This window comes from Herbaspirillum sp. VT-16-41 (genome assembly GCF_001994935.1).
Lineage (GTDB): Bacteria > Pseudomonadota > Gammaproteobacteria > Burkholderiales > Burkholderiaceae_D > Herbaspirillum > Herbaspirillum frisingense.
In genome coordinates this window covers 79,364-102,168 of the sequence record NZ_MUXB01000131.1, presented here as the reverse complement: position 1 = coordinate 102,168, position 22,805 = coordinate 79,364, and the positions used below count along the sequence as shown (strand labels likewise).

19 protein-coding genes are annotated in these 22,805 nt (G+C 63.0%); 9 read left to right on the top strand and 10 right to left on the bottom strand.

Features of this window, described 5'->3' with window-relative positions:
* Window positions 1-26 precede the first annotated feature (26 nt).
* Complete coding sequence (locus tag BTM36_RS20275) at window positions 27-2,366, bottom strand: ATP-dependent DNA helicase (RefSeq protein ID WP_254427050.1); 2,340 nt, start codon at window positions 2,364-2,366, stop codon at window positions 27-29.
* On the bottom strand, window positions 2,363-4,036 hold the full coding sequence (locus tag BTM36_RS20270) for a VRR-NUC domain-containing protein (RefSeq protein ID WP_077237959.1): 1,674 nt from the start codon (window positions 4,034-4,036) through the stop codon (window positions 2,363-2,365). Before BTM36_RS20270 ends, BTM36_RS20275 begins: the two co-directional genes overlap by 4 nt.
* Before the next feature lie 274 nt (window positions 4,037-4,310).
* On the opposite strand from BTM36_RS20270, the gene BTM36_RS20265 reads away from it, so the two are divergent.
* Window positions 4,311-5,861, top strand: coding sequence for a lyase family protein (locus BTM36_RS20265; protein WP_077237694.1), 1,551 nt, complete (start codon window positions 4,311-4,313; stop codon window positions 5,859-5,861).
* A 37-nt stretch (window positions 5,862-5,898) separates the two neighbouring features.
* Here the strand turns inward: BTM36_RS20265 and BTM36_RS20260 are convergent, their stop codons facing one another.
* From BTM36_RS20260 to BTM36_RS20245, 4 genes are all read right to left on the bottom strand, one after another.
* The gene (locus BTM36_RS20260; protein ID WP_077237693.1) at window positions 5,899-6,909 is read right to left on the bottom strand and encodes a succinylglutamate desuccinylase/aspartoacylase family protein; all 1,011 of its coding nucleotides are present in this window, start codon (window positions 6,907-6,909) and stop codon (window positions 5,899-5,901) included.
* 103 nt (window positions 6,910-7,012) lie between these two features.
* The gene (locus tag BTM36_RS20255) at window positions 7,013-7,882 is read right to left on the bottom strand and encodes a transporter substrate-binding domain-containing protein (protein WP_168189813.1); all 870 of its coding nucleotides are present in this window, start codon (window positions 7,880-7,882) and stop codon (window positions 7,013-7,015) included.
* 22 nt (window positions 7,883-7,904) lie between these two features.
* Window positions 7,905-8,735 carry a transporter substrate-binding domain-containing protein gene (locus tag BTM36_RS20250; RefSeq protein ID WP_077237691.1) on the bottom strand — a complete coding sequence of 277 codons (831 nt, stop codon included), beginning with the start codon at window positions 8,733-8,735 and terminating at the stop codon, window positions 7,905-7,907.
* Between the two features lie 301 nt (window positions 8,736-9,036).
* Window positions 9,037-9,966: a LysR substrate-binding domain-containing protein gene (locus BTM36_RS20245; protein WP_077237690.1), complete on the bottom strand. Its 930-nt coding sequence runs from the start codon at window positions 9,964-9,966 to the stop codon at window positions 9,037-9,039.
* Window positions 9,967-10,066: 100 nt separating this feature from the next.
* Between BTM36_RS20245 and metC the strand changes: the two genes are divergently transcribed.
* From metC to BTM36_RS20230, 3 genes are all read left to right on the top strand, one after another.
* On the top strand, window positions 10,067-11,230 hold the full coding sequence (metC, locus tag BTM36_RS20240; protein ID WP_077237689.1) for a cystathionine beta-lyase: 1,164 nt from the start codon (window positions 10,067-10,069) through the stop codon (window positions 11,228-11,230).
* A gap of 68 nt (window positions 11,231-11,298) precedes the next feature.
* Window positions 11,299-11,949 (top strand): amino acid ABC transporter permease, encoded by a 651-nt coding sequence (locus BTM36_RS20235; RefSeq protein ID WP_077237688.1) that lies wholly within the window; start codon window positions 11,299-11,301, stop codon window positions 11,947-11,949.
* Window positions 11,946-12,716, top strand: a complete 771-nt coding sequence (locus tag BTM36_RS20230; RefSeq protein WP_077237687.1) for an amino acid ABC transporter ATP-binding protein — start codon at window positions 11,946-11,948, stop codon at window positions 12,714-12,716. The genes BTM36_RS20235 and BTM36_RS20230 overlap by 4 nt, the downstream gene beginning before the upstream one ends.
* A 20-nt stretch (window positions 12,717-12,736) precedes the next feature.
* Here the strand turns inward: BTM36_RS20230 and copD are convergent, their stop codons facing one another.
* From copD to BTM36_RS20215, 3 genes are all read right to left on the bottom strand, one after another.
* The gene (gene copD / locus BTM36_RS20225) at window positions 12,737-13,630 is read right to left on the bottom strand and encodes a copper homeostasis membrane protein CopD (protein WP_077237686.1); all 894 of its coding nucleotides are present in this window, start codon (window positions 13,628-13,630) and stop codon (window positions 12,737-12,739) included.
* Window positions 13,627-14,001, bottom strand: a complete 375-nt coding sequence (gene copC, locus BTM36_RS20220; RefSeq protein ID WP_077237685.1) for a copper homeostasis periplasmic binding protein CopC — start codon at window positions 13,999-14,001, stop codon at window positions 13,627-13,629. Before copC ends, copD begins: the two co-directional genes overlap by 4 nt.
* A 137-nt stretch (window positions 14,002-14,138) precedes the next feature.
* Entirely contained in the window at window positions 14,139-15,047 is a 909-nt protein-coding gene (locus BTM36_RS20215) for a LysR family transcriptional regulator (protein WP_077237684.1), read from the bottom strand.
* Window positions 15,048-15,929: 882 nt separating this feature from the next.
* Here BTM36_RS20215 and BTM36_RS20210 point away from each other — a divergent pair.
* Together BTM36_RS20210 and BTM36_RS20205 are read left to right on the top strand one after the other, a co-directional pair.
* Window positions 15,930-17,669: a methyl-accepting chemotaxis protein gene (locus BTM36_RS20210; RefSeq protein WP_077237683.1), complete on the top strand. Its 1,740-nt coding sequence runs from the start codon at window positions 15,930-15,932 to the stop codon at window positions 17,667-17,669.
* A 352-nt stretch (window positions 17,670-18,021) separates the two neighbouring features.
* Entirely contained in the window at window positions 18,022-19,383 is a 1,362-nt protein-coding gene (locus BTM36_RS20205) for a Fic family protein (RefSeq protein ID WP_077237682.1), read from the top strand.
* Window positions 19,384-19,475: 92 nt separating this feature from the next.
* Here the strand turns inward: BTM36_RS20205 and BTM36_RS20200 are convergent, their stop codons facing one another.
* Entirely contained in the window at window positions 19,476-19,697 is a 222-nt protein-coding gene (locus tag BTM36_RS20200; RefSeq protein ID WP_077237681.1) for a hypothetical protein, read from the bottom strand.
* Window positions 19,698-19,849: 152 nt separating this feature from the next.
* On the opposite strand from BTM36_RS20200, the gene BTM36_RS20195 reads away from it, so the two are divergent.
* The 3 genes from BTM36_RS20195 (at window position 19,850) to BTM36_RS20185 (ending at window position 22,732) form a co-directional block, all read left to right on the top strand.
* Window positions 19,850-20,596: a glucose 1-dehydrogenase gene (locus BTM36_RS20195; protein ID WP_077237680.1), complete on the top strand. Its 747-nt coding sequence runs from the start codon at window positions 19,850-19,852 to the stop codon at window positions 20,594-20,596.
* 379 nt (window positions 20,597-20,975) lie between these two features.
* A complete protein-coding gene (locus BTM36_RS20190) occupies window positions 20,976-21,821 on the top strand; it encodes an ureidoglycolate lyase (protein ID WP_006464992.1) in 846 nt (281 codons plus the stop codon).
* Between the two features lie 158 nt (window positions 21,822-21,979).
* Entirely contained in the window at window positions 21,980-22,732 is a 753-nt protein-coding gene (locus BTM36_RS20185; protein ID WP_006464991.1) for an SDR family NAD(P)-dependent oxidoreductase, read from the top strand.
* Window positions 22,733-22,805: the final 73 nt, after the last annotated feature.

Sequence of the window (22,805 nt, the reverse complement as noted above, 5' to 3'; positions counted from 1 at the left end):
AGAAAGTGGACGGGGAAGCAGTTGCGCTACCCCTGCCCCACCTGCCACCAGCCTGGCAACAGGGCCCGGACTTCCGGGCGGGCGAAGCGCTGGTCGATCAGCCAGACCGTGCCCTGATCGGTTTCGGTGCGGATGACGCGCCCTGCCGCCTGCACCACTTTCTGCAGTCCGGGATAGAGATAGGTGTAGTCATAGCCGGCGCCGAACAGGGTCTGCATGCGTTCGCGCAGTTGTTCATTGACCGGATTGAACTGCGGCAGCCCAAGCGTGGCGACGAAGGCGCCGATGAGACGCTCGCCCGGCAGGTCCACGCCCTCGCCGAAGGAACCACCCAGCACGGCAAAGCCGATGCCCTGCCCGCCGCAGGTAAAACGCGCCAGGAAGGCATCACGCTCGGCTTCGGCCATGCGCGGAGACTGTTGCCAGGTGGGAATGTCGGGATGCAGGCGGTTCAGCGCATCGCGGGCCTGCTGCAGATAGTCGAAGCTGGAAAAGAAGGCCAGGTAGTTGCCCGGCTGCTGCCGGTACTGGTGCGCCATCAGGGCGCAGATGGGATCGATGGACGCGGCGCGACGCTGCCAGGTGGTCGAGATCTCGCGCGCCACCCGTACCTGCAACTGGCTGGCGTGGAATGGCGAATCGACATCGATCCAGGCGGTCGACGGCGGCATGCCCAGCAGGTCGGCGAAATAATGCCAGGGTGCCAGCGTGGCCGAAAACAGCGTGGTCGACTGCGCAAAGGCAAAGCGCGGCCCCAGGAAAGGCGCCGGCACCACATTGCGGATGCACAGCAGGTTGTCACGCTGGTCGTGGCGCGTCAGGTCGAACAGCGAATGCGGGCCGAAGGACTCGGCCAGCCGGACGAAGGCCATGGCATCGAAATGAAAATCGCGCAGGGCCGGCTCCAGCGGCACCGCCACCTGGGCCAGGTAGTCGTTGAGGGTGGCGATGCAGTTGCTCAGGGCATCGACCAGGCGCGCCGGCGGCGCCTCCAGCACCTGATACGGCAGATCCGCGCCCTTGGTCGCCGTGGTCCAGGCACGCGCCAGCTGCTGCAGCGGCCGTGCCACGGCGGGGGGTGCCACCGCCCGTGCCGCGCGCAGGCCGGCGCGACTCAACTGGGCGCTGTACATGCTGCGGGCGCGGGCCACCAGGTTATGCGCCTCATCGGCCAGCACGCTGACGCGCCATTCATGGGCCTGTGCCATCGCGTGCAGCATGGCACCGCCGTCGAACCAATAGTTATAGTCGCCGACGATCAGATCGCTCCAGCGCGTCATCTCGCTGCCCAGGTAGTAGGGGCAGACCTGGTGCGCCAGGGCGATCTCCTGCAGCCGCTGGCGGTCCAGCAGCGCAGCCTCCAGGCAGGCCGAGCGCGCTGCCGGCAGGCGGTCGTAGAAGCCCTGCGCCAGCGGGCAGGAGTCGCCCCGGCACAGGCGGTCCGGATACTGGCAGGCCTTGTCACGGGCGCACAGCTCCAGCACCCGCAGCGGCAGGCCTTGGCCATCCCTGCCCGTGAGGGTGGCGGCGGCGTCCAGCGCCAGTTGCCGGCCGGGTGTCTTGGCGGCGAGGAAGAGGATCTTGTCCAGTCGCTGCTCCGGTGCCGCCTTGAGCGCCGGGAACAGGGTGCCCAGGGTCTTGCCGATACCGGTCGGCGCTTGCGCCAGCAGGCAGCGGCGGCTGCGATGGGCGCGAAACACGGCCTCCGCCAGTTGCCGTTGACCGGGCCGGAAATCTCCGTGCGGAAACGCCAGGGTCTGCAGGGCAGTATCGCGGGCGGCGCGATGCGCCAGTTCCTGCGCGGCCCAGCGTGCAAAGCGCTCGCACTGGCTGGCGAAGAGGCTGGCCAGTTCTTCGCGGGGCCGGGTCTCCTCGAAGCGGGTTTCCTGCTGGCTGCCGATCTCGAAATACACCAGCGCCAGCCTGATCTGCGGCAGGTCCAGCTTCTCGCACATGAGGTGACCATAGACGCGCAACTGCGCCCAGTGCAACTGTCGATGGTTCTCGGGCTGGCTGGAGATCTGGCCGCGATAGGTCTTGACCTCTTCCAGCAGTTGCTGTTGCGGGTCGTATCCGTCGGCGCGACCGCGCACGTGCAAGGAGCCATGCTCGGCCGCCAGCGCCACCTCGCTCTGGTAGTGCTCACCGCGCCGGGCGGCGACGATGGCGTGGCCGGCGATGCCCTCCTGCGCGGTGGGGGTGGGCGTGAAGCGCAGGTCCAGATCGCCGACCTTGGCGGTGAATTCGCACAGGGCCCGCACGGAGACGCGGTAGCGCGGCGCCTCGTCCGTGGCAGGCGCCACCGTGGATGCGTTGGTGGATGCGGCGGATGCGGGAGGCATGGAGAGTGCGGCAACAAAGCTCATGCAGCCAGTGCCTCCCACTGCAGGTAGCACACCGAGACCGGCATGCCGTGGCGGGCGCAATAGTCCAGCCAGCGCAACTGGTTGTCCTGCAGCTTGTCGCCGGGGCCTTTGACTTCGATCATGCGGTAGCTGCGCTGCTGCGGCCAGAACTGGATCAGATCGGGGAAGCCGCTGCGGTTCTCGCGCACGTCCTCCAGGATGCGCAGGCACCACAAGCGCAGGTGCGAGGGCGGGATGCAGTCCAGCGCCAGTTCCAGCAGCTCACGGGTGAGCCCACCCCAGGCCACGAAGGGCGATTGCACGCCGGCCTTGGCATCATGGGTGGCCAGGATGGCGGCGCGATGGCTGCCATCCTCCAGCCGTGCCAGGCAACGCTCGAACTGCGCACGCCGGCGCCCATGGAAGTCGGCGCTGAAGAGATCGGCCGGCTCGCGCTGGAAGGGGTGGAAGAAGGCACCGGGAATGGCAGCGAAGATGGCCTCCCAGCACAGCAGGCCGAACAGGGCATTGGCCAGCACATTCTCGACATAGAACACCGCTGTCTCTGGCTGCTGCCGTTGCAGGTAATCGCCCACCGCCAGTTCGACCCGTGCAGCGCCCTGGCGGGGCAGGTTCAGGTCCAGGCGATCGACCACGGCGGCGCGGCGCCGCCCCGGTCCCGGCTGCCCCAGCTGACGCGCCAGTCGCGGTGCGATGCGTGCCAGATGCTGGCGCTCCGCTTCACTTTCCGGCGACTGTTGCGCAGTGCGCAGCAAGCTGTGCGCGGCGCCGAAGCGGCCCAGTTTTTCCAGCACGCGGATGGCACGCGCGCGGGCCCCCGGATAGGCGCAGCCTGCATAGACGGCGTGCGCCTGGGACAGGTCCTGCTGCTTCTCGAACAATTGGCCGATGCGGAACATCAATCGCTGGCGCCGGCTCTCCAGCCAGGGATTGTCGAACGCGCCGTGGGGCAGCATGGGCAACAGGCTGCCCGCGGCGGTGCCGGCCTCGTAGGCCTGGCGACAGGCGTGCAGCTGCAGGTAGAGATCGATGTCGCCACGGCTGCGAAAACCCCTGGCCTCCGGCCCCAGCGCGACCTGCTCATAACGCAGGGTGCCGATATCGGCCAGCACGAATTCGCTCCAGTCCTGGTGCAGGTTACCGAAGAACATCAGCCGCACTCGCTCGCACAGGGGCCGGTTCAACAAGCGCACGGCCTGGTCGCTGCCCTTGTGCTGCCATTGCGAAAAAGGCCGCGGATGACCGTGGGCGGCATCCTCGGCCAGCAGGGACAACAAGGCGTCCTTGCGCAGGGCCTTGCACGCAGGCGAGCGCAAAGCCGGCGAATCGAACTGCACCAGCAGCTCGGCCCGGGTCGATAGCTGGGCGAACTGCTGCAGGCTCAGCACAGGGTCGTGTTCGACCCAGGCCCCTGGCAAGCCACGTAAAGCCTGCAATGAACAATCGATCTCCGGATAGGCCAGTTTACTGACGCGAAAGAGTTCACCTTTACGCATCATCATGCGCACGAAAAGCGCGCGCGAAGCCAGCGGCAAGCCGGGGAAGGCGGTGATGAAGTCGCGTTCTTCCGCGTTCAGCAGGTCGCCATAGCGCTGCGCCAGCCAGTCCAGAACCTGCTGGAAGTTGCCGAGGTAGTAAAAACGGTGGGTGAGGTCCAAAACGGCGGCCATGGGATGCATCTGGGGCGTTTAACTGTATATAAGCACAGTATAACGCCTCTCCCCCTCCGACTGCCCGCAAGGACCATCGGAAGGACCATCGCAAGGGCGATTACAGGCGCGGAGCCAGCGCCTCGGCGAAGAACTCGGTCACAGCACGCACCCGGGCCGGGATGAAGCGGCGGCGCAACAAAACAGAATCGCCATTGCCGGATAAGATTGGCACCCGGCAAACCCGGTTTGCCCTCTCAACAACGATCATCGCCAAAGACCCACGGAGACCCAGGTGTACAAACTTTCCACGATTGCCCTTGCCAGCGCCCTGCTGGCCCTGACGGCCCCGCTGCATGCCCAGCAACCGCAGCAGCAGCAGCAGCCACCGCAGTCACAACAGCAGCAGCAACGCCACGACGAATTCTTCTGGCTGGGCGAAATCAACAAGGCCACTGCCGTCATCAATACCGACGAAGGCCTGCTGGACAAATCGATGACCCCGCTCATCGTCAAGGGCATCCGCAAGGTATTGGCCGATGCCGAACAGCCGGGCGCCAAGCGCCCTACCCTGGTCATCACCTTCGAGCCGCTGCTGATCCAGGCGGCCGGCCCGCAGATCACCTTGCTGCATGCCGGCCGCTCCAGCCAGGACATGCTGGCCACCATGCGCTCGGCCATCCTGCGCGAAGACATGCTGGCCCTGGCGACCCAGCTCAATGCCACCACCGCAGCCCTGGTGAAGCTGGCAGCGCGCCAGCGCGACACCATCGTGCCCAACTACACCAACGGCGTAGCGGCCCAGCCCAACAGCTATGGCCACTACCTGCTGGGATTTGCCGCCGCACTGGACCGCGATGCCCAGCGCATCCGCGAGGCCTATGTCCGCATCGACCGTTCCTCGATGGGCAGCACCGTGCTCAACGGCACCAGCTGGCCGCTGAACCGCCAGCGCATGACGGACTATCTGGGCTTCGGTGCCGTCGTCGACAACGCCTACGATGCCTCGCAACTGTCGGCGGTGGATGAGCCGGTGGAAGCCGGCGCGGTGGTCTCGTCCATCGCCCTGCATGCCGGCACCTTCATTCAGGACGTGATGACGCAGTATGCCCAGCCCCGTCCCTGGATACTGCTGCAGGAAGGGGGCGAGAACACCTACGTCTCCTCAGCCATGCCGCAGAAGCGCAATCCGGGCCTGCTCAACAGCACCCGTCGCGATGCCACCACGGTACTCACCGAAGGCATGGGCGCGGCCCTGCAGGCACACAACATCCCGCCCGGCATGAGCGACCCCAAGGATGTGAAGGCCAACAAGGCCATGGTCCTCAATGCGGCCAAGGTCCTGAAGAACTGGGAGAGCATCCTCAATGCGCTGATCATCAATCCCCAGCGCGCGCTGGAAGAACTCAACAGCGACTGGACCGCCTCCCAGGAACTGGCCGATGTGCTGATGCGCAAGTACAAGCTGCCGTTCCGGGTGGGCCATCATTTTGCGTCGGAGGTGGTGGAATATGCCAAGGCCAACGACATCCGTCCGCTGGACTTCCCCTACGCCCAGGCGCAGCGCATCTACACGCAGGCAGTACTCAATTCCGAATTCCCGCAGGTACTGCCGATGTCGGAGCAGGAGTTCCGCAGCACCCTGGACCCGGTTGCCATCGTGCGCAATCGCGCCACCGTGGGCGGCCCGCAACCGGCCGAGATGGACCGCATGCTGCGCGAGGCCAATGAACGGGTGAGCCGCCAGGACGCCTGGATCAAGACGCGCCAGCAGCATATCCGGACCTCGCTGGAGAAGCTGGATGCGGACTTCGATCGGCTGGGAGCGGCGGCCGGGGTCAGGTGATCTCGTCCGGCCCGGCCAGCGAGCGCATGGTAGCGCCTCAGAGTGAGGACTTGCGCTCGCTGGCCAGCTGGAAGATGCAATCGCCGCGTCTGACCTGGGCGATGGCGCGCTTGCAGACGATCTCACCATCGGCGGCAAAACTCACCGTCTCGGGCGGGCGCACCGGATTGTCGGGGAAGTGGATCAGGGCCGCCGCCTGCCCTTGCCTGACCACTTCGCCCAGCTCGGCCAGCGGTTCATAGACGCCGTGGTCCATGGCATAGACATAATGCCGGTTGCGGTCGATGGCCATCAGCCGCGCATCGGCGGGTGGTCGCGGCGGCACCAGCTTGCCCTGCAACAGCCCGATATAGCCCAGCAGATGCAGCACACCCTGCATGCCCTGCCGCACCAGAGCGGCATCGACACCACCACCGCCACCCAGTTCGGTCAAGAAACAGATCGCCCCCTGGCGGCGCGCCGCGGCGGTGACATTGACCGGGTTAGGCTGGTACAGGAAGGCCTTGGGAAGACCGAAGGCCTTGAGCAGGCCCGTGACCTTCTGTTCCTCTTCCGCATCGCGTGGCTCCAGGCCCATCATGTTGGCGCCGTCGTACATCAGTGAACTGCCGCCGGAATGCAGGTCCAGCATGTAATCGGCACGGGCCAGCAACACATGTTCGATGTAGTGGGCGATCACCTGCGAGGGAGTGCCGGCGGGATCGCCTGGATAGAGCCGGTTGAGATTGCCGTCATCCAGCGGCGAGGTCCGCAGACCGGCCTCGGCGGCCGGGGCATTGGCCATGGGCAGGAGGATCAATTGCCCAGTGACCATCTCGGTCTGGATCTCGCGGATCATCCGCGAGACGATGATCTGTCCTTCGTATTCATCGCCGTGGGTACCCGCGCTGACGATGACCACCGGTCCCTCGCCGCGCTTGATCGAAGCCACCGGAATGGGCAGCCAGCCGTAGGCAGACCGGTGGACGGAATGCGGAAGCCGCAGAAAGCCGATCTGCTTGCCGTCGGCATCGAAATCGACGTCGCTCTTGATGGGATTGCTTGCCATGTGATGTTCTGATGTTCTGATGTATTGGATGTATCGGGTGTATCGGGTGTAACCGGTGTATCGGATGCTTCAGGTATTGAGGAACACGCCAGATCTGCGCGGATCAGTGATCGATCGCCTTCTTCATGTTGCCGACCATGTCGTAGTCCGGGCTGACATAGCGCTGCGCGATCTTCTGCAGCGTGCCATCTGCGATCATGTCGGTGATCGCCTTGTCCATGGCGGCCTTGAGTGCGTCGGCGTGCTTGGGCAATACAGCCGCACCGAGCGAATAGACCAGCGGCGCACCGACCGTCTTTACCGGGAGGTTGTTGATGGTCTTCATCTTGTAGCCGTTGAAATAGGAGTCGATCACCGAATCCAGACGGCCGCTCACCAGATCGTTGTAGAGGAAGCCGCCCCCTTCGTAGGCGCGTACCTGCGAGTCCGGGAGGTTCTTGTGCGCCCACATTTCATTGGCGGTGCCGGCACTGGCGCCAACGCTCTTGCCCTTCAGGCTGGCGCGGTCACGGATATCGGTATTGCTGGCGTTGACCCAGATACGGAAGTCCTGCACCGTGTAGGGCAAGGTGAAATCCACCACCTTTTCCCGCTCCGGCGTGCGCGCCATGCTGTTGACGACGACGTCGTATTTGCGCGCATTGATGCCTTCCACGAAGTTCTTGAACTTGTCAGCGATGAACTCGATCCTGGCCACGCCGATGCGGCGGAAGATTTCGCGGGCTACCGCTACGTCATAACCATCAGGCTGGTTCTTGTCGTCCAGGTAGCTCCAGGGCGGGCTGGTCTGGGTATTGGCGATCCTGACCACCCCGGCCTGCTGCAGGCGGCTCAGGGAATCGTCAGCGGCTGCCTGCGCCAACGGCATCGGCAGCATCAGTACCGTGCCCGCCGCCAGGCCCAGTATTAGTGTCAATGTCAGTGTGGGCAGCCTCAGCAGCCGCTGCAACGACCTGCGCAAGGTATTCTCCATGGATGGCTCCTTTCCCAGAGCGTCACTGCTGTCTGAGAGCGCGCTGGATGTCGCCCACCATGTCGAACTCGGGTCCGACCCAGCGTCTTGCCAGCCGGTCCAGTGTGCCATCGCGGGTCATGTCGGCAATTGCCTTGCTGACCGCGTCCTTCAGTGCCGGCTGCCCCTTGACCATGGCCTGCGCGGAAAGCTGATAGATCAGGACCGGCCCGACTTCCTTGATCGGCAGCTTGTTGACGTTGGCGTATTTCATGCCGCCGAAATGGGAGCTGATGACCGCATCGATACGCCCGTTGCCCAGGTCATTGAACACGAAACCGCCATTGTCATAGGTGCGGATATCGGACTCCTTCAGATGTGCGCGAGCCCAGGTCTCGTTGCTGGTGCCGGTGGTGACGCCGACCTTCCTGCCCTTGAGATCGGGCTGATCCTTGATGGTGGAATTGCTGGACAGGACGAAGATGCGGAAGTCCTCCACGCCATAGGGCGCCGCGAAATCGACCTGCTTCTCGCGTTCCGGCGTTGGCGTCAGGTCATTCATGACCAGGTCATACTTGCCGGCCTTGAGTCCCTCGACGAAATTCTTGAAGCTGTCGGCCACGAACACTACCTTGGCCACGCCGATGCGCCGTGCCACTTCCTTGGCGACCTCCACGTCATAGCCTGCCGGCTGCAGCTTGTCGTCGATCAGGCTCCAGGGCGGGCTGCTCTGGGTGTTGGCAATGCGGATCACGCCGGCCGCCCGTGCACTGGCCAGGATATCGGCCGGGATGTTCTGTGCCACCGTCGCGCCGGCGGCCAACCCCAATAGCGCCGACCCGCATAGTTTCAACATGAAATGACGCATTTGCATGGTGCTGCTCCCCTCGATGATTGATGAATGTCGAGGCCCATTTTGCGGCGCTGCCGGCGCCCCGGCAATGAGAGCGGGTTTCTAACCTGATAAGCAGAACTTATAGAGTGTGCACCGAACAGACCGGGGATTTTGCAATGCCGCACCACCACCGGGCAGCCTGGAATGATAACGCGGCTGGCCTCAACGCCTTATGCCACGTGAGGAGAAGGTGGCTTGCAGTCCCAGCCTGGGCCCATGCGGGCTGCCGATTTGCACAGAGGATGTGCGCGGCGCACCATTACGGACAGGCCAGGCCTGTTCAGAACGCGCCCGGCTTCTGATATAGCACCTGACGCAGCGCATTCATGTCCGACTCCATCTGGATGCGCATGACTCGCAGCAATTCCTTGGCATTTTCGGACATGGGAACGCCAGGGCGAAATACCAGCAAGGCGGTGAAGTGGGCCGCGACTTCCATCGGTTTCAGGCGCAGGCCCCGGGTGACGTAGTCCAGCGCCAGGATGGGATGGACCATGCCCATGCCGACCCCGCGCAGGGCGAACTCGCAGACCGAATTGGAATAGGGTGTCTCCAGGATGGGGCGCAGCACCTTGCCCTGCTGGATCAGTTCCTGCTCCAGCCGACGGCGACTGGCATCCTCGGGATTGAGAGCGATGAAGGGATGCTCCAGCAGGTCATCGGCCGTGATGAGCGGCTTGCCGGCCAGCGGATGGCGATCGTTCATCACGATCACCCCCGGCACGCTCATGAACTGCGAATGCTCCAGCCCGGACACTGCCAGCTCATCAGCCATCAGGCCGAAGTCCAGCTGTCCGGCGCTGACCTGCTGGTAGACCTCGCGCGAACTCATGATCTGGAACGACATCTGCACGCGCCGCTCGGCCAGGCCGAAGGCGGCGATGGCGCGTGGCATGAAGCCTATCCCCAGTGCGGGAAAGGACGCGATGGCCAGGCGCCCGAGGCCGAACGAGCGCAAGCTGCGGATGCGGTGCTCGATCATCTCGAAGCCGGCGAAGCAGCGGTCGACCTCCACGATCAGGGCCAGTGCCTCCTGCGTAGGTACCAGCCGGCCGCGCGTGCGCTCGAACAGACGCAGTTCGGAAGAAGCCTCCAGCTTGCGGATCGACTGGCTGATGGCCGGTTGCGATACGTTCAGTAAAGCCGCTGCCTTGCTGGTCGTACCGGCCCGCATGACGGCCCGGAAGACCTGGATGTCTCGCATGTCCATGTATAAGTATCGCTTATAGAGTTAGTGACGCCTGCTGTTGCTGGTCCCGTCCGGCTTGCGGATACTGAGACCGTCTTTTTTACATTAACAAAATAATCGCATGAGCACGAACACTCCGACCTCCCAGCAAGAAGCCTTCGCCAGCCTGTCTCCGGCGGTGATGCGCGCCTCCACCGTGGTCTTCGACAACTTCGAGGATTTCGTCCAGCGCAAGCAGCGCCAACCCGACGGTTTCAGCTATGGCGTGACCGGGACTCCCACCGCCCGCCTGCTGGAACAGAAAGTGGCGCAACTGGAGAATGGCCGCCACTGCGTCATCGCTCCCTCCGGGGCAGCGGCATTGATGACGACCGTCATGGGCTTCGTGCGGGGCGGTGACCACCTGCTGGTCTCGGCGGCCTGCTACGGCGCGCTCAAGAGCTTCGCCGAGAAATGGCTGGCGCGGATGGGCGTGGAGGTCGAGCTGTATCGTCCCGACATGGGCGCCGACATCGAAGCGCTGATCAAGGACAATACCCGCATGATCTGCATGGAGGCTCCCGGCACCGTGACCATGGAAATGCAGGACATCCCGGCCATCACTGCGGTGGCCCGTCAACGCGGCGTGCTGACCATGCTTGACAATACCTGGGCCAGTCCTCTTGGCTTTGCCGGTCTCGACCATGGGGTGGACTTCAGCATCCAGGCGGCCACCAAGTTCCTTGGCGGACATTCCGATGTGCTCATGGGCTGCATCAGCATGAATGATCATGCCCACTACGACATCCTGCGCGAGACCCAGAGCATCCTGGGCCAGCAGGTCAGCCCGGAAGATTGCTTCCTGGTACTGCGTGGATTGGAAACCCTGAAGCTGCGGGTGGCCGCGCAAGGCAGTGCCACCCTGCAGGTGGCGCGCCATCTGGCACAGCATCCGATGGTAGAGCGCATGATGTATCCGCCGCTGGAGTCCGACCCGGGCCACGCACTCTGGAAACGCGACTACCGGACCCATGGCTGCCTGTTCTCGATGATCCTCAAACCGGGGCCCGAACAGGCCTTCCACAGCTTCTTCGACAGCTTGCAGCACTTCGTCATCGGCGCCAGCTGGGGCGGCGTGCATAGCCTGGCGGCCTACTATCCGGCCGCACTGCAGGCCAATCGCGCCTTCCCGGCAACCGATCAGCCGGTGGTACGGCTGTCGATCGGACTGGAAGACAGCACATTGCTGATCGCCGATCTCGACCGGGCGCTGGCCGCTTATGCACAAGCACAGACAGCGGGCTGATCGATTCATGACTGACAAAAACGAGGGCGACATCGGAGGCGATGTCCGCCATCGCAGTGAGGAGGAGTATGGTTGATTTGTTCCTGAGGGCGCTGCCGCTGCTGGAAAAGGCAGTGCTGGTCACGCTGGGCCTGGGGCTCGGTTCATTCCTGCTGGGCTCGGCATTGGGCATGCTGATCGCCCTGGCCCGCATTTCCGACTGGCGGCCGCTGCGCTGGCTGGCCTTTGCCTATGTCTCGATATTTCGCGGCACGCCGCTGCTGATCCAGATTCTGCTGATCTACTTCGGTCTGCCCAACTACGGCATCACCATCGACCCGATCCCGGCCGCCTTGTTGGCGCTGACACTGTTTTCGGCCGCCTATCTGAGCGAGAACTTCCGCTCGGGCATCAATGCGGTGGATCGTGGCCAGTGGGAAGCCGCCTGGTCCATGGGCATGGGGTACTGGAAGACCTTGCTGCGGGTGATCCTGCCGCAGGGCTTGCGCATCGCCATCCCGCCGCTGGGAAGCCGCCTGATCGCGCTGATGAAGGACACCTCGCTGGCCTCCACCGTCACGGTGGTGGAACTGACCCGCGTAGCCGACCAGCTGGGTGCAACCACCTTCCGCTACATGGACATGTTCATCATCGTCGGGACCATCTACTGGATCATCAATCAACTGCTCACCCTGCTGCAGACCTGGCTGGAAGAGACACTGTCGAGGCGCTATCAATGAACCAAGCCGCACAATGTACCGTCCGCGTGCGCGGACTGGCCAAGGCCTTCGGCACCAATCAGGTGCTGCGCAACGTCAATCTGGAAGTCGCGCGCGGCGAGGTGGTGGTCATCATGGGGCCGTCCGGGTCCGGCAAGACTACCTTCATCCGTTCGCTGAACCTGCTGGAACTGCCTGATCGCGGCAGTATCGAGATCTGCGGCGTGGAGCTGGCCGAACCGGCGGCACTGCCACCACGCGAGCGCCGTCGCAAGACCCTGCAGATCCGCCAGCAGACGGCGATGGTGTTCCAGTCCTTCAACCTGTTTCCTCACATGACGGCCTTGCAGAACGTGATCGAGGGACTGATCTCGGTCAAGGGCGTGGCCCGCGAAGAGGCGAGGCGACGCGGCCTGGCGCTGTTGGGCAAGGTGGGACTGGCGGAGAAGGCCGATGCCTATCCCGGCAAGCTCTCCGGAGGCCAGAAACAGCGCGTGGCGATCGCACGCGCCCTGGCCATGGAGCCTGAAGTGATCCTGTTCGACGAACCGACCTCGGCACTGGACCCTGAGTTGCGCGACGATGTGCTCAACGTCATGCGTGAACTGGCCAAGGAAGGCATGACCATGCTGGTGGTCACGCATGAGACCCGCTTTGCCCGGGACGTGGCTGATCGCATCGTCTTCATGGAGGGCGGGCATGTGCTGGAAGATACGACACCGGAACACTTCTTCGGCGCCCAGGCCAGCGAACGCTGTCGCCAGTTCCTGGGTCGCCTGCACGATTGAGACCGGCTCAGGCTGCAGCCTCAGTCCGGCTGCAGCATCCCCAGCCAGGCCAGCAGTGCCATGACCAGCAGCGACAGCAGGATCTCCAGCCAGGTCAGGCGTGCCAGCAGCGCCAAGGCGCGCGGTTGGCGGCGTAGTGCCGGCACCAGTCCATAGCGATTGAACAGCGCCACCAGCACCATCACGCCCACCAGCACGCACTTCAGTGCCAGCAGGCGCTGATAGGTAAACGACCAGTCCAGCGGCAAGCCGCCGAGGATGAAACAGGTGTTGACCAGGCCGGTCAACCACACCAGCGCAACCACGCCATGCCCAGCCGTGGAAAAGCGGCGCAGGATGGTCACCGCCTGTGCTGCCTCTGTCGACTGCCCGTCGCGCTGCAGGCGCGGCAATACCAGCAGCACTACCGGCAAGGCGCCGACCCAGGCACCCACGGCCCAGACATGCAGCACGTCGTTGGCCTGGTGAAGCAAGCCGTGCCAGCCCTGATGCATGGCTGCGTGGCCGGTCAGGGAGAGTCCCGCCAGGAGAATGGCACTGGCCAGCAGGCTGGCGCGCTGGGCCAGGGTGACCCGGAACAGGCCGGCCGCCAATAGCAGGACCAACGCACTCAGCTGGCACCACCATGCCGTACCGATCGAGGTGCCATTGGCGACCGCCGTCAGCATCTGCATTCGCAGTGCGTCTGGCCAGCCCTCACCGAGGATCGCCGCCTGCAGCGGCAAGGTGCCGACCACGGCCAGCAGGATCAGGGTGCAAAGGACACGGCGGCACAGCGCCAGACGCTGCCACAATGCATCGCGCAAGGGCTGCGGCACCAGCGCCAGCAGCATCAGCGTCATTCCCCACAGGAACAGCGCGGCGCCGTCCAGCAGCAGGCGGCACAGCCCCAGCAGCGCTACCGCGCCACTCAAGGGGCGACGGTGAAGTGGTAGCTTCCCTCGGTCTTGTGACCGTCAACCGAGAGCACATGCCATTGCACGGTGTACTTGCCTGCGCCCAGACGCGACGGCACCGGGACCATCAGCGACTTGCCCTGGTCCATCAGCATGGCCTGGCCCAGCTTGATTTCCTGTTGCTCAGGGCCCAGCAGCTTGAGGCCGCTGAAGTTCAGGTTCAGGCCTTCGGTAAACACCAACGTCAGATCGGTAGGAGCAGCCGCAGCGGCTACCACCGCCTGGTCGGCGGGTGCTGCAGACTTGAGATGGGCATGCGCCCAGGCCGATGAGGTGAAGGCGAGGCTGGCCAGCAGGGCCAGGGGGAGGAGATGGCGGAGTTTTTTCATGTTGTGGGTCTGGCTGGAGATGACTGGAAGACTGAATGACTGAACGAAAGAAGCAATGCCTGTGGATGAGGCAGGGTCAACAGCTTACTCCGCTGGCGCAAGCGCGCCCGCGACAAATTGTCGCAGCCATACAAGGCTCAGCCGGAAGCCGCAGCACAGACGGGCATGGCGTGCAGCGGGAGGATCGATGCAAAGTAATGCTCGATATGATCCAGGCATTGCCGCACCTTGGCCGGCATGTTGTCGCGATGACGCACGGTCACGAAGATGTCGAAACCACCCAGCGACCATTGCGGGAGCACCTGGCGCAGTCGTCCGCTCTGGAGATCCTCGCCGATCTTGTTGTGCAGCAGGCGCGCAATGCCATGACCATCGAGTGCCAGAAAGCGCAGGGAGCGGGCATGATTGGCGCTGATGCGCGGTTGCAGGCGCACGCGCACGGTGCCTGCCGCCTCGTTGGAAAATTCCAGGAAACAAGGTTCGCCATGGGGATTGAAGAGCAGGAAATCATGCTGCAACAGATCCACCGGCGAGTGGATGGGTGGCCGGCTCTCAAGGTATTCCGGCGAGGCGCACAGGACGTCGGCGAAGCGTCCGAGGAAGATGTCACCCGGCTGGCGATTGCGACCTGCACGCAGTGCCAGATCGATGCGGTGATCGATCAGGTCGATGTTGTGATCGGCCACTTCGAAGCGCAACTTGATCTTGGGATTGTGCTTGATGAAATCATGCAGCGCCGGAATCAGGTATCGGGTGGACATGAAACTCGATACGGCGATGCGCAACTCTCCCACCATCTCGTTGTTGAGTACCGCAACACTTTGCTCGGCTTCGCTGGCGGACGTGACGATGTGCGCGCAGTGCTTGTAGAACAGCGTACCCGCTTCGGTCAGACTGAGCTTGCGGGTGGAGCGATTGAGCAGCGTCGCCTGCAATGACAACTCAAGCATCCTGACATGCTGGCTGACCGAAGAGGTGGTCAGGCCCAGGGCTTTGGCGGCGCGCGAAAAAGCACCCAGTTCCACCACGCGCGCAAACGTGGCCATTCGCGCGAGATCGTCTATTCCAAGTTTTCTCATTGATTGACTATGCTGATGCGACCGCGCCCGAATCCGGTGGCGGTGCAATGCGAGTTTTTTCTATCGCAACATGATATGGATGAACTTATTCCTTTAAATGACGGATTGTACGGAATAGCAATTCTTCTCTAGATGTGAGTCGGCCATATTGCCGGTGGATAAGGCAGGCCGTACAAGACCAGGACATCGCCTGGGCCGGCTCGGGTGACAAGGCGGCATCAAGGCCGACAGGATTGCGTCGGCAGCCCGCGACCCGGATGGCGGATCGACCAGCTCGGCAGCAAAGCTGCATCAACTGCGGAATGTAATACAGGAGGGAGGGATTGATTAGGGCGCAAAAATTAAATAAATAGTTAATTTAACTTGATAGTTTCCACACGGATACGGCAGCATGCCGTGGCGCTACGAAGTCACGGCAAGCCTTGCTCCCGGCCACTTCGGCCGGTCGAGTGCGGGGAGGCGAGCCATTGCGCCAACCCGGCAGGCGCACCGGAATGCATTCACGGCCCAACTGAAGCGGGCCTCACGGCCCTGCATTCCACCGTTTTTACAAACAGTCTTTCAGGCTGCAGGGGACTAAACGGGGATGCTCATCTGTAATACAGTCCGCTGGCCAGACACGAGAAGAACCAAGGATCGCACGTCGACGGTGAATCTCGGATCACGCCTGGCCTGGAAACTCCCTCCCATCCTCCGCAGTACCTCCCTACCCCTCCGGCCGAGGCAAGTCCGATCTCCTGTCCTCCACAGCGATTGGCAGGTTCCCACGCACCTACGCAACCTGGCCCAGACCACATGCACGCGACCGACTGCGATGCCATGCAACTCAATTTGAAATAAGGGGCAGCAATGAACTGGTTCACCAATCTGAAAGTCAGCCACAAACTCCTCGGCGGTTTCTTGGCCGTGGCCATGATCGGCGCCATCATCGGTACCATCGGCATCATCAAGGCCGGGCAGATCAATGACCTGGCCACCGAGATGTACGAGAAGCAGGTGGTTGGCTTGCGCCATTCTGCCCAGGCCACGCTGGACCTGAGCTCGTCCAATCGTGCCATCCGCAGCGCCATGCTGGCCGAGACTGCCGAAGAACGTGCGAACAGCCTGGATGAACTCACCAAGCGCCTGGACAACACCGACAAGGCATTGAGCGCAGCCGAACAGCGCTTCAGCACGCCCGAAGGCCTGGCCCTGGTAGGCAAGGCCAGGCAGGCCTTCGAGGCCTATCGGGGTGCCATCACCGCCACGGCCGAGGTGCTGCGCAAGGAATCCCTGGCCGATGGCCGCCAGTCCACCAGCCAGTTGTTCTCCACCGTGCGTCCGCTGGCCAACGAGGCCGAGAAGATGATGCTGCAGATGATGGAGGTCAAGAAGGACAATGCCGACAAGCTCAACGACGAGACCGACCTCATCTATGCCCACATCCGCAGCCTGCTGATCGTGCTGACCTGCGGCGGCGTGCTTTTCGGCGTAGCGCTGGGCCTGTTCATCTCGCGCAACCTGACGCGCCAGCTCGGCGGTGAACCACGCGACGTGGCCGCCGCCGCGGACGCCATCGCCTCGGGCGACCTGAGCACCCATATCGATACCAGCCATGCGGCACAGGGCAGCGTGGTCAACGCCATGCACATGATGCAGGCGTCCTTGCGCAAGGTGGTGCAAACGGTGCGCACCAGCAGCGAAAGCATCGCCACCGGCTCGCGCCAGATCGCCACCGGCAACCTGGACCTGTCGGCGCGTACCGAGCAGCAGGCCAGCGCCCTGGAGGAAACGGCGTCCTCGATGGAGGAACTGACTTCCACCGTCAAGCACAACGCCAACAATGCCCAGGACGCCAAGCAGATGGCCTCCACTGCCTCCACCGTCGCCCTGGAAGGCGGCGAGGTCGTAGCCAAGGTAGTCGATACCATGAGCGCCATCAATGAATCCTCGCGCAAGGTGGTGGACATCATCAGCGTGATCGACGGCATCGCCTTCCAGACCAACATCCTGGCCCTCAACGCCGCCGTCGAAGCGGCGCGGGCCGGCGAACAGGGGCGCGGTTTCGCGGTGGTCGCCAGCGAAGTGCGCAATCTGGCGCAGCGTTCGGCGGCGGCCGCCAAGGAGATCAAGGCGCTCATCGAAGACTCGGTGGAAAAGGTCACCGTCGGCGCGCGCCTGGCCGACCAGGCCGGCACTACCATGAGCGGCATCGTGGAGAATTCGCGCAAGGTGACATCCATCATCGGCGAAATCTCGGCGGCAAGCGTGGAACAGACCGCCGGCATCGAGCAGATCAACCAGGCCATCATGCAGATGGACGATGTGACCCAGCAGAATGCCTCGCTGGTGGAAGAAGCCGCTGCCGCCTCGCGCGCCTTGCAGGACCAGGCCGATGCCCTGGCCCAGATCGTGAGCATCTTCAACCTGGGACAGAACGCTATCGGCTATCAGGATGCGCCACGCCCGGCTGCGCCGCCGGCCATCACAGCCATCACAGCCACCACAGCCGCCACGACAAGCCAGGCGGTGGGCCACGCCGCGCCCCGGCGCCTGAACCATCAGAGTGCCGCGCAGGCGGCAAAAGAGGAGGATTGGGCGACCTTCTGAGCGGGGCATGGGCTGGTCACGAATGCGCTCAAACGAAGTGCCGCCATCGGCGGCGTTCGGCGACTCGCTTCAGTAGACCCAGCCCAGCATGACACCCCACAGGAGCGCTGATCAACAGCGCCAGGCGCAACGGCTATCGGCCGGCCGCCAGGCCGGGTGGCGTCAGACCTGCTCGGCGGTTGTTTCCACGCTGAATTGACTTTAAGCCGCGGAATCGCGCCATTCATCGGTTGAAAATGGCGCGTTTTTGGCACGATGTGGCGCGATAAAGAGGCAGATATGGCGCGATTCCAGAAATCGCGCCATAATCGCGCCATCTCTCCTCAACTCTGCCCCATGGCGGCCCTCCCCGATGTCTTCCACGACCGATTTGTTGAGCAGTATCCAGAGTGCGCACGACGGATTGACGCTGGCTGCCATTCTGGGGCAACACCCCGACATCGCGCGGCGAACAGCGCAGCGGCGCCTTGCCGAGCTGGTCGAAGCCGGCCAGATCGTGGCTCGTGGCGAAGGCCGGGCGCGTCGCTATGTCAGTGCCGGCATGTCGGGCGAGGCCGAGGTTCTTCCTGGTAGCGAGGATGTCTTTCCCGGCTTCATCCCGCTCTCTGCGGACAGCCAGGACATCCTGGCCTATATCAATCAGCCTGTGCAGGCACGCAAGCCGGTGGGCTACCAGCACGATTTTCTGGAGGCCTATCGCCCCAATGAGACCTGGTACCTGTCGGAGTCGCTGCGCCGCCAACTGCACAAGATGGGACAGACCAAGGACGTCGACGCGCCGGCCGGCACCTACAGCCGGGCAATCCTGAATCGCTTGCTGATCGATCTGTCATGGGCATCGAGTCATCTGGAAGGCAATACCTACTCGCGCCTCGATACGCGCGAGCTCATCGAACATGGCAAGGCTGCGCGTGGCAAGGGGGCCGTCGAGACCCAGATGATCCTGAACCACAAGACGGCCATCGAATTCCTGGTCGAGAACATCGACAGCGCGGGGCTGAATCGCTACACCCTGTTCAACCTGCACAGCGCCCTGGCGGAAAACCTCTTGCCCAACCCGGCCGATGAAGGGCGCATCCGCCAGCATGCCGTCGACATTGGCAAGAGCGTCTATCGCCCGCTATCCACGCCGCAGCAGATCGAAGCCACGCTGGACATCTTGCTGCTGAAGGCGGACCAGATCACGGACCCGTTCGAACAGTCCTTTTTCATGATGGTGCAACTGCCCTACCTGCAGCCCTTCGCGGACATCAACAAGCGTACCTCCCGGCTGGCGGCCAACCTGCCGCTGTTCCGGGCCAATCTATGCCCGCTGACCTTCCTGGATGTCCCCGAGCAGGCGTATAGCCGTGCCACGCTTGGGATATACGAAATGACCCGGGTGGAGTTGCTGCGCGACCTCTATGTCTGGGCCTATGAACGCTCGACGCAGGAATACCTGGCCATCAGGCAGGACCTGGCGGAGCCCGATCCCCTGCGGCTGATCTGGCGCGACCTGATCAGGCAGACCCTACGCGAGATCATCACCCATCCAGGGATTGAACCGCTCGCCAGCATTCAGCAGGCGGTAGCACAGCAGGTGCCTGGCCATGAACAAGCCCAGGTGCAAGCGCTGATCATCGACGAGCTCAAGCGCTTGCATGAAGGCGTGCTGGCGCGTTATGGTTTGCGGCCTTATGAGTTCGTTGAATGGAAAAAGGCGCAGCGGCAATGAAGGCAACAACTAGCAAAGCCTCGCCCTCCCCGCGTTCATTTCATCGACGAGCGGACTTGTCGTCCACTGAGTCACTGAGGTAGCGCGCCAGATCAGAACCCCGCCTCCCGCCGCATGACCGCCAATGCGCCGCGCAGATAGCGCCAGCCCGGCACGGTCCACTTTCCGTAAATGACGGCTGTGCCGCGCCAGGTATGCTGCGCAACCGAACCGCTGGTCGACAGGGCCTTGAGCGTGACGCGATAGAGCGGACGTTCCGGATAGAACTGTCCATTCTTCTCCCGCGCGTCGATACGGCCGCCAGATAGACACAAACAATCAATCAATCAATCAATCAAATAGATTGTATTTATTTCGCGAACAGTGAAGTCGAAAAAGGCGGCTTTATCCGTAAAAACATGCTGCTTATAGTGCGACCAAGATGTCGTCCCCGACATTCTTCCTCCACCAACAGAAAGGAAGCATCATGAGCAAACTTCAAAGCAAGGTCGCCGTCGTCACGGGCGCATCGAAAGGAATCGGCGCTGCCATCGCCAAGGCGCTGGCAGCCAGCGGTGCCGCCGTTGTCGTCAACTACGCGACCAGCCGCGCCGGCGCCGACAAGGTCGTGGGCGAGATCGTCGCCGCAGGTGGCCGTGCAGTGGCCGTGGGCGGCGACGTGTCCAATGCAACGCATGCGGCGGGCATCATCGATGCCGCCATCAAGGAATATGGTCGCATCGACATTCTGGTCAACAATTCGGGCGTATACGACATGGCGCCGCTGGAAGCCATCACCGAAGAGCATTTCCATAAACAGTTCAACGTCAACGTGCTGGGTCTGCTGCTGGTAACCCAAGCCGCCGCCAAGCATCTGCAGGAAGGTGCCAGCGTCATCAACATCGGCTCTGTCGTCAGCAGCATCACGCCGCCCAGCAGCGCCGTCTACACTGCCACCAAGGGTGCCGTCGATGCCATCACAGGCGTGCTGGCGAAGGAACTGGGGCCGCGCAAGATCCGCGTCAACAGCGTCAATCCGGGCATGGTCGAGACTGAAGGCACACACAGTGCCGGCTTTATCGGTTCGGATTTGGAGACCTGGGCCGTGAGCACCACGCCGCTGGGCCGCATTGGCCAGCCCAATGATATTGCCGATGTGGTCACATTCCTGGCGTCGGATGATGCACGCTGGTTGACTGGCGAGAAGATTCTGGCCGGCGGCGGCAGCCGTTAAGAAACCATTCCACAGGAGTGGCGGCCTGGAAATAAAAAACGGATCAGGTAGTCGACCCGAGGTTTTATTTCAAGAAAAGATGAAAAGGGGTGAGGCGCTTTTGCCTCGCCCCTTTTCGCCTTTTTCACCCTTGTTTTGCCAGAAGATGCTCCTGGTGTCGATTTGCTTTGAAAACTGAGTGGGTCAATTTTGCGAACGAATCAACAGACAGACGCAAGTCGATTTGTCCTTCCCTCACAAAATTGGCCTATTGGTCTTACCAATAAACTGGTAATATCCAACTTCCAAAACGACAGGTGATCCCATTCGCTTGCGCGCCAATGCGCCGCCAGCGGGCGACGACGCCGATCCGAGACAATTCTTTCTTCAAGGAAACCAGATGAAATTACTGCGTTACGGCCCGGTTGGGCAGGAAAAGCCCGGCATCCTCGATCAGTCCGGCAAGATCCGCGACCTGTCGGCCCATATCAAGGACGTCAACGGCGCCGCCCTGGACGATGCTTCGCTGGACAAGATCCGCAAGCTCGACATCGCCAGCCTGCCGGTGGTCGAAGGCTCGCCGCGCATCGGCGCCTGCGTGGGCAATATCGGCAAGTTCATCTGCATCGGCCTGAACTATGCGGACCATGCGGCCGAATCCAACCTGCCCATCCCCGCCGAGCCGGTGGTGTTCAACAAGTGGACCTCGGCCGTGGTCGGCCCCAATGACGACGTCAAGATCCCCCGCGGCTCCAAGAAGACCGACTGGGAAGTGGAACTGGGCGTGGTCATCGGCAAGGGCGGTACCTATATCGACGAGAAGGACGCCATGTCCCACGTGGCCGGCTATTGCGTGGTCAACGACGTCTCCGAGCGCGAATACCAGATCGAACGCGGCGGCACCTGGGACAAGGGCAAGGGCTGCGATACCTTCGGCCCCATCGGCCCCTGGCTGGTAACCCGTGACGAAGTGGCCGATCCGCAGAAGCTGGGCATGTGGCTGGAAGTGGATGGCAAGCGCTACCAGAACGGCAACACCAGCACCATGATCTTCGGCGTGGCGCACATCGTGTCCTACCTGTCGCGCTTCATGAGCCTGCAGGCGGGCGACGTCATCTCCACCGGCACGCCGCCGGGCGTGGGCATGGGCGTCAAGCCGGAAGCGGTGTTCCTGCGCGCCGGCCAGACCATGCGTCTGGGCATCGACGGCCTGGGCGAGCAACAGCAGAAGACTATCGACGCCTGATCGCTGCATCATCGCTACATCATCGCGGCATCATCGCCGCGTCAGCGCTGCGCCGCCATCCGGTGGCGCAGCCAAATCCAATTCAATAACAAGAAAAAATGTTGCGCAGGCTCGTGCGGCCTGCGTTACCCAATGACCGAATCAGGGAAGGAGAAACAATGAATCACTACGATTTCCAGGGCCGCAGCGCCATCATCACCGGCGGTGCGCAGGGCTTCGGCTATGCCGTGGCTGAACGTCTGTTGCAGGGCAAGGCCAAGGTCGTGCTGTGGGACATGGATGAAAAGGCACTGGCTGACGCGCGCAGCAAGCTGGAAGCGCTGGGCAATGTGGAGACCGTGAAGGTCGACATCTCCAGCGAAGCCGACGTCAAGAAGGCCATCGAAGCCACCGAGAAGCTGACCCAGTCCATCGACATCCTGGTGCACAGCGCCGGTATCGCCGGCCAGAACAATCCGGTGGCGGACTATTCGCCGGAAGAATGGCGTCGCGTCATCGACATCGACCTCAACGGTGCCTTCTACGTCAACCAGGTGGTGGTCCAGCGCATGATCGCGCAGAACTACGGCCGCATCGTCAACATCGCTTCCATCGCCGGCAAGGAAGGCAATCCCACCGCCTCGGCCTACAGCGCCGCCAAGGCCGGCATGATCGCCCTGACCAAGAGCCTGGGCAAGGAAACCGCGACCAAGAACATCGCCGTCAATGCCATCACCCCGGCAGCGGCGCAGACCCGCATCCTGGAGCAATGCACGCCGGCGCACATCGAGTACATGCTCTCGAAGATCCCACGTGCACGCTTCGTGAAGGTGGAAGAACTGGCGGCCATGGTGGCCTGGCTGGTGTCGGAAGAGAATTCCTTCACCACCGCCTCCGTGTTCGACCTGTCGGGCGGCCGCGCGACCTACTGATGCTGCGGCGCCGGCTGCCGCCGGCGTGGAATCGCGTGAACGGCCATGGCGCACGGAGTCCTTCCGTGCGCCA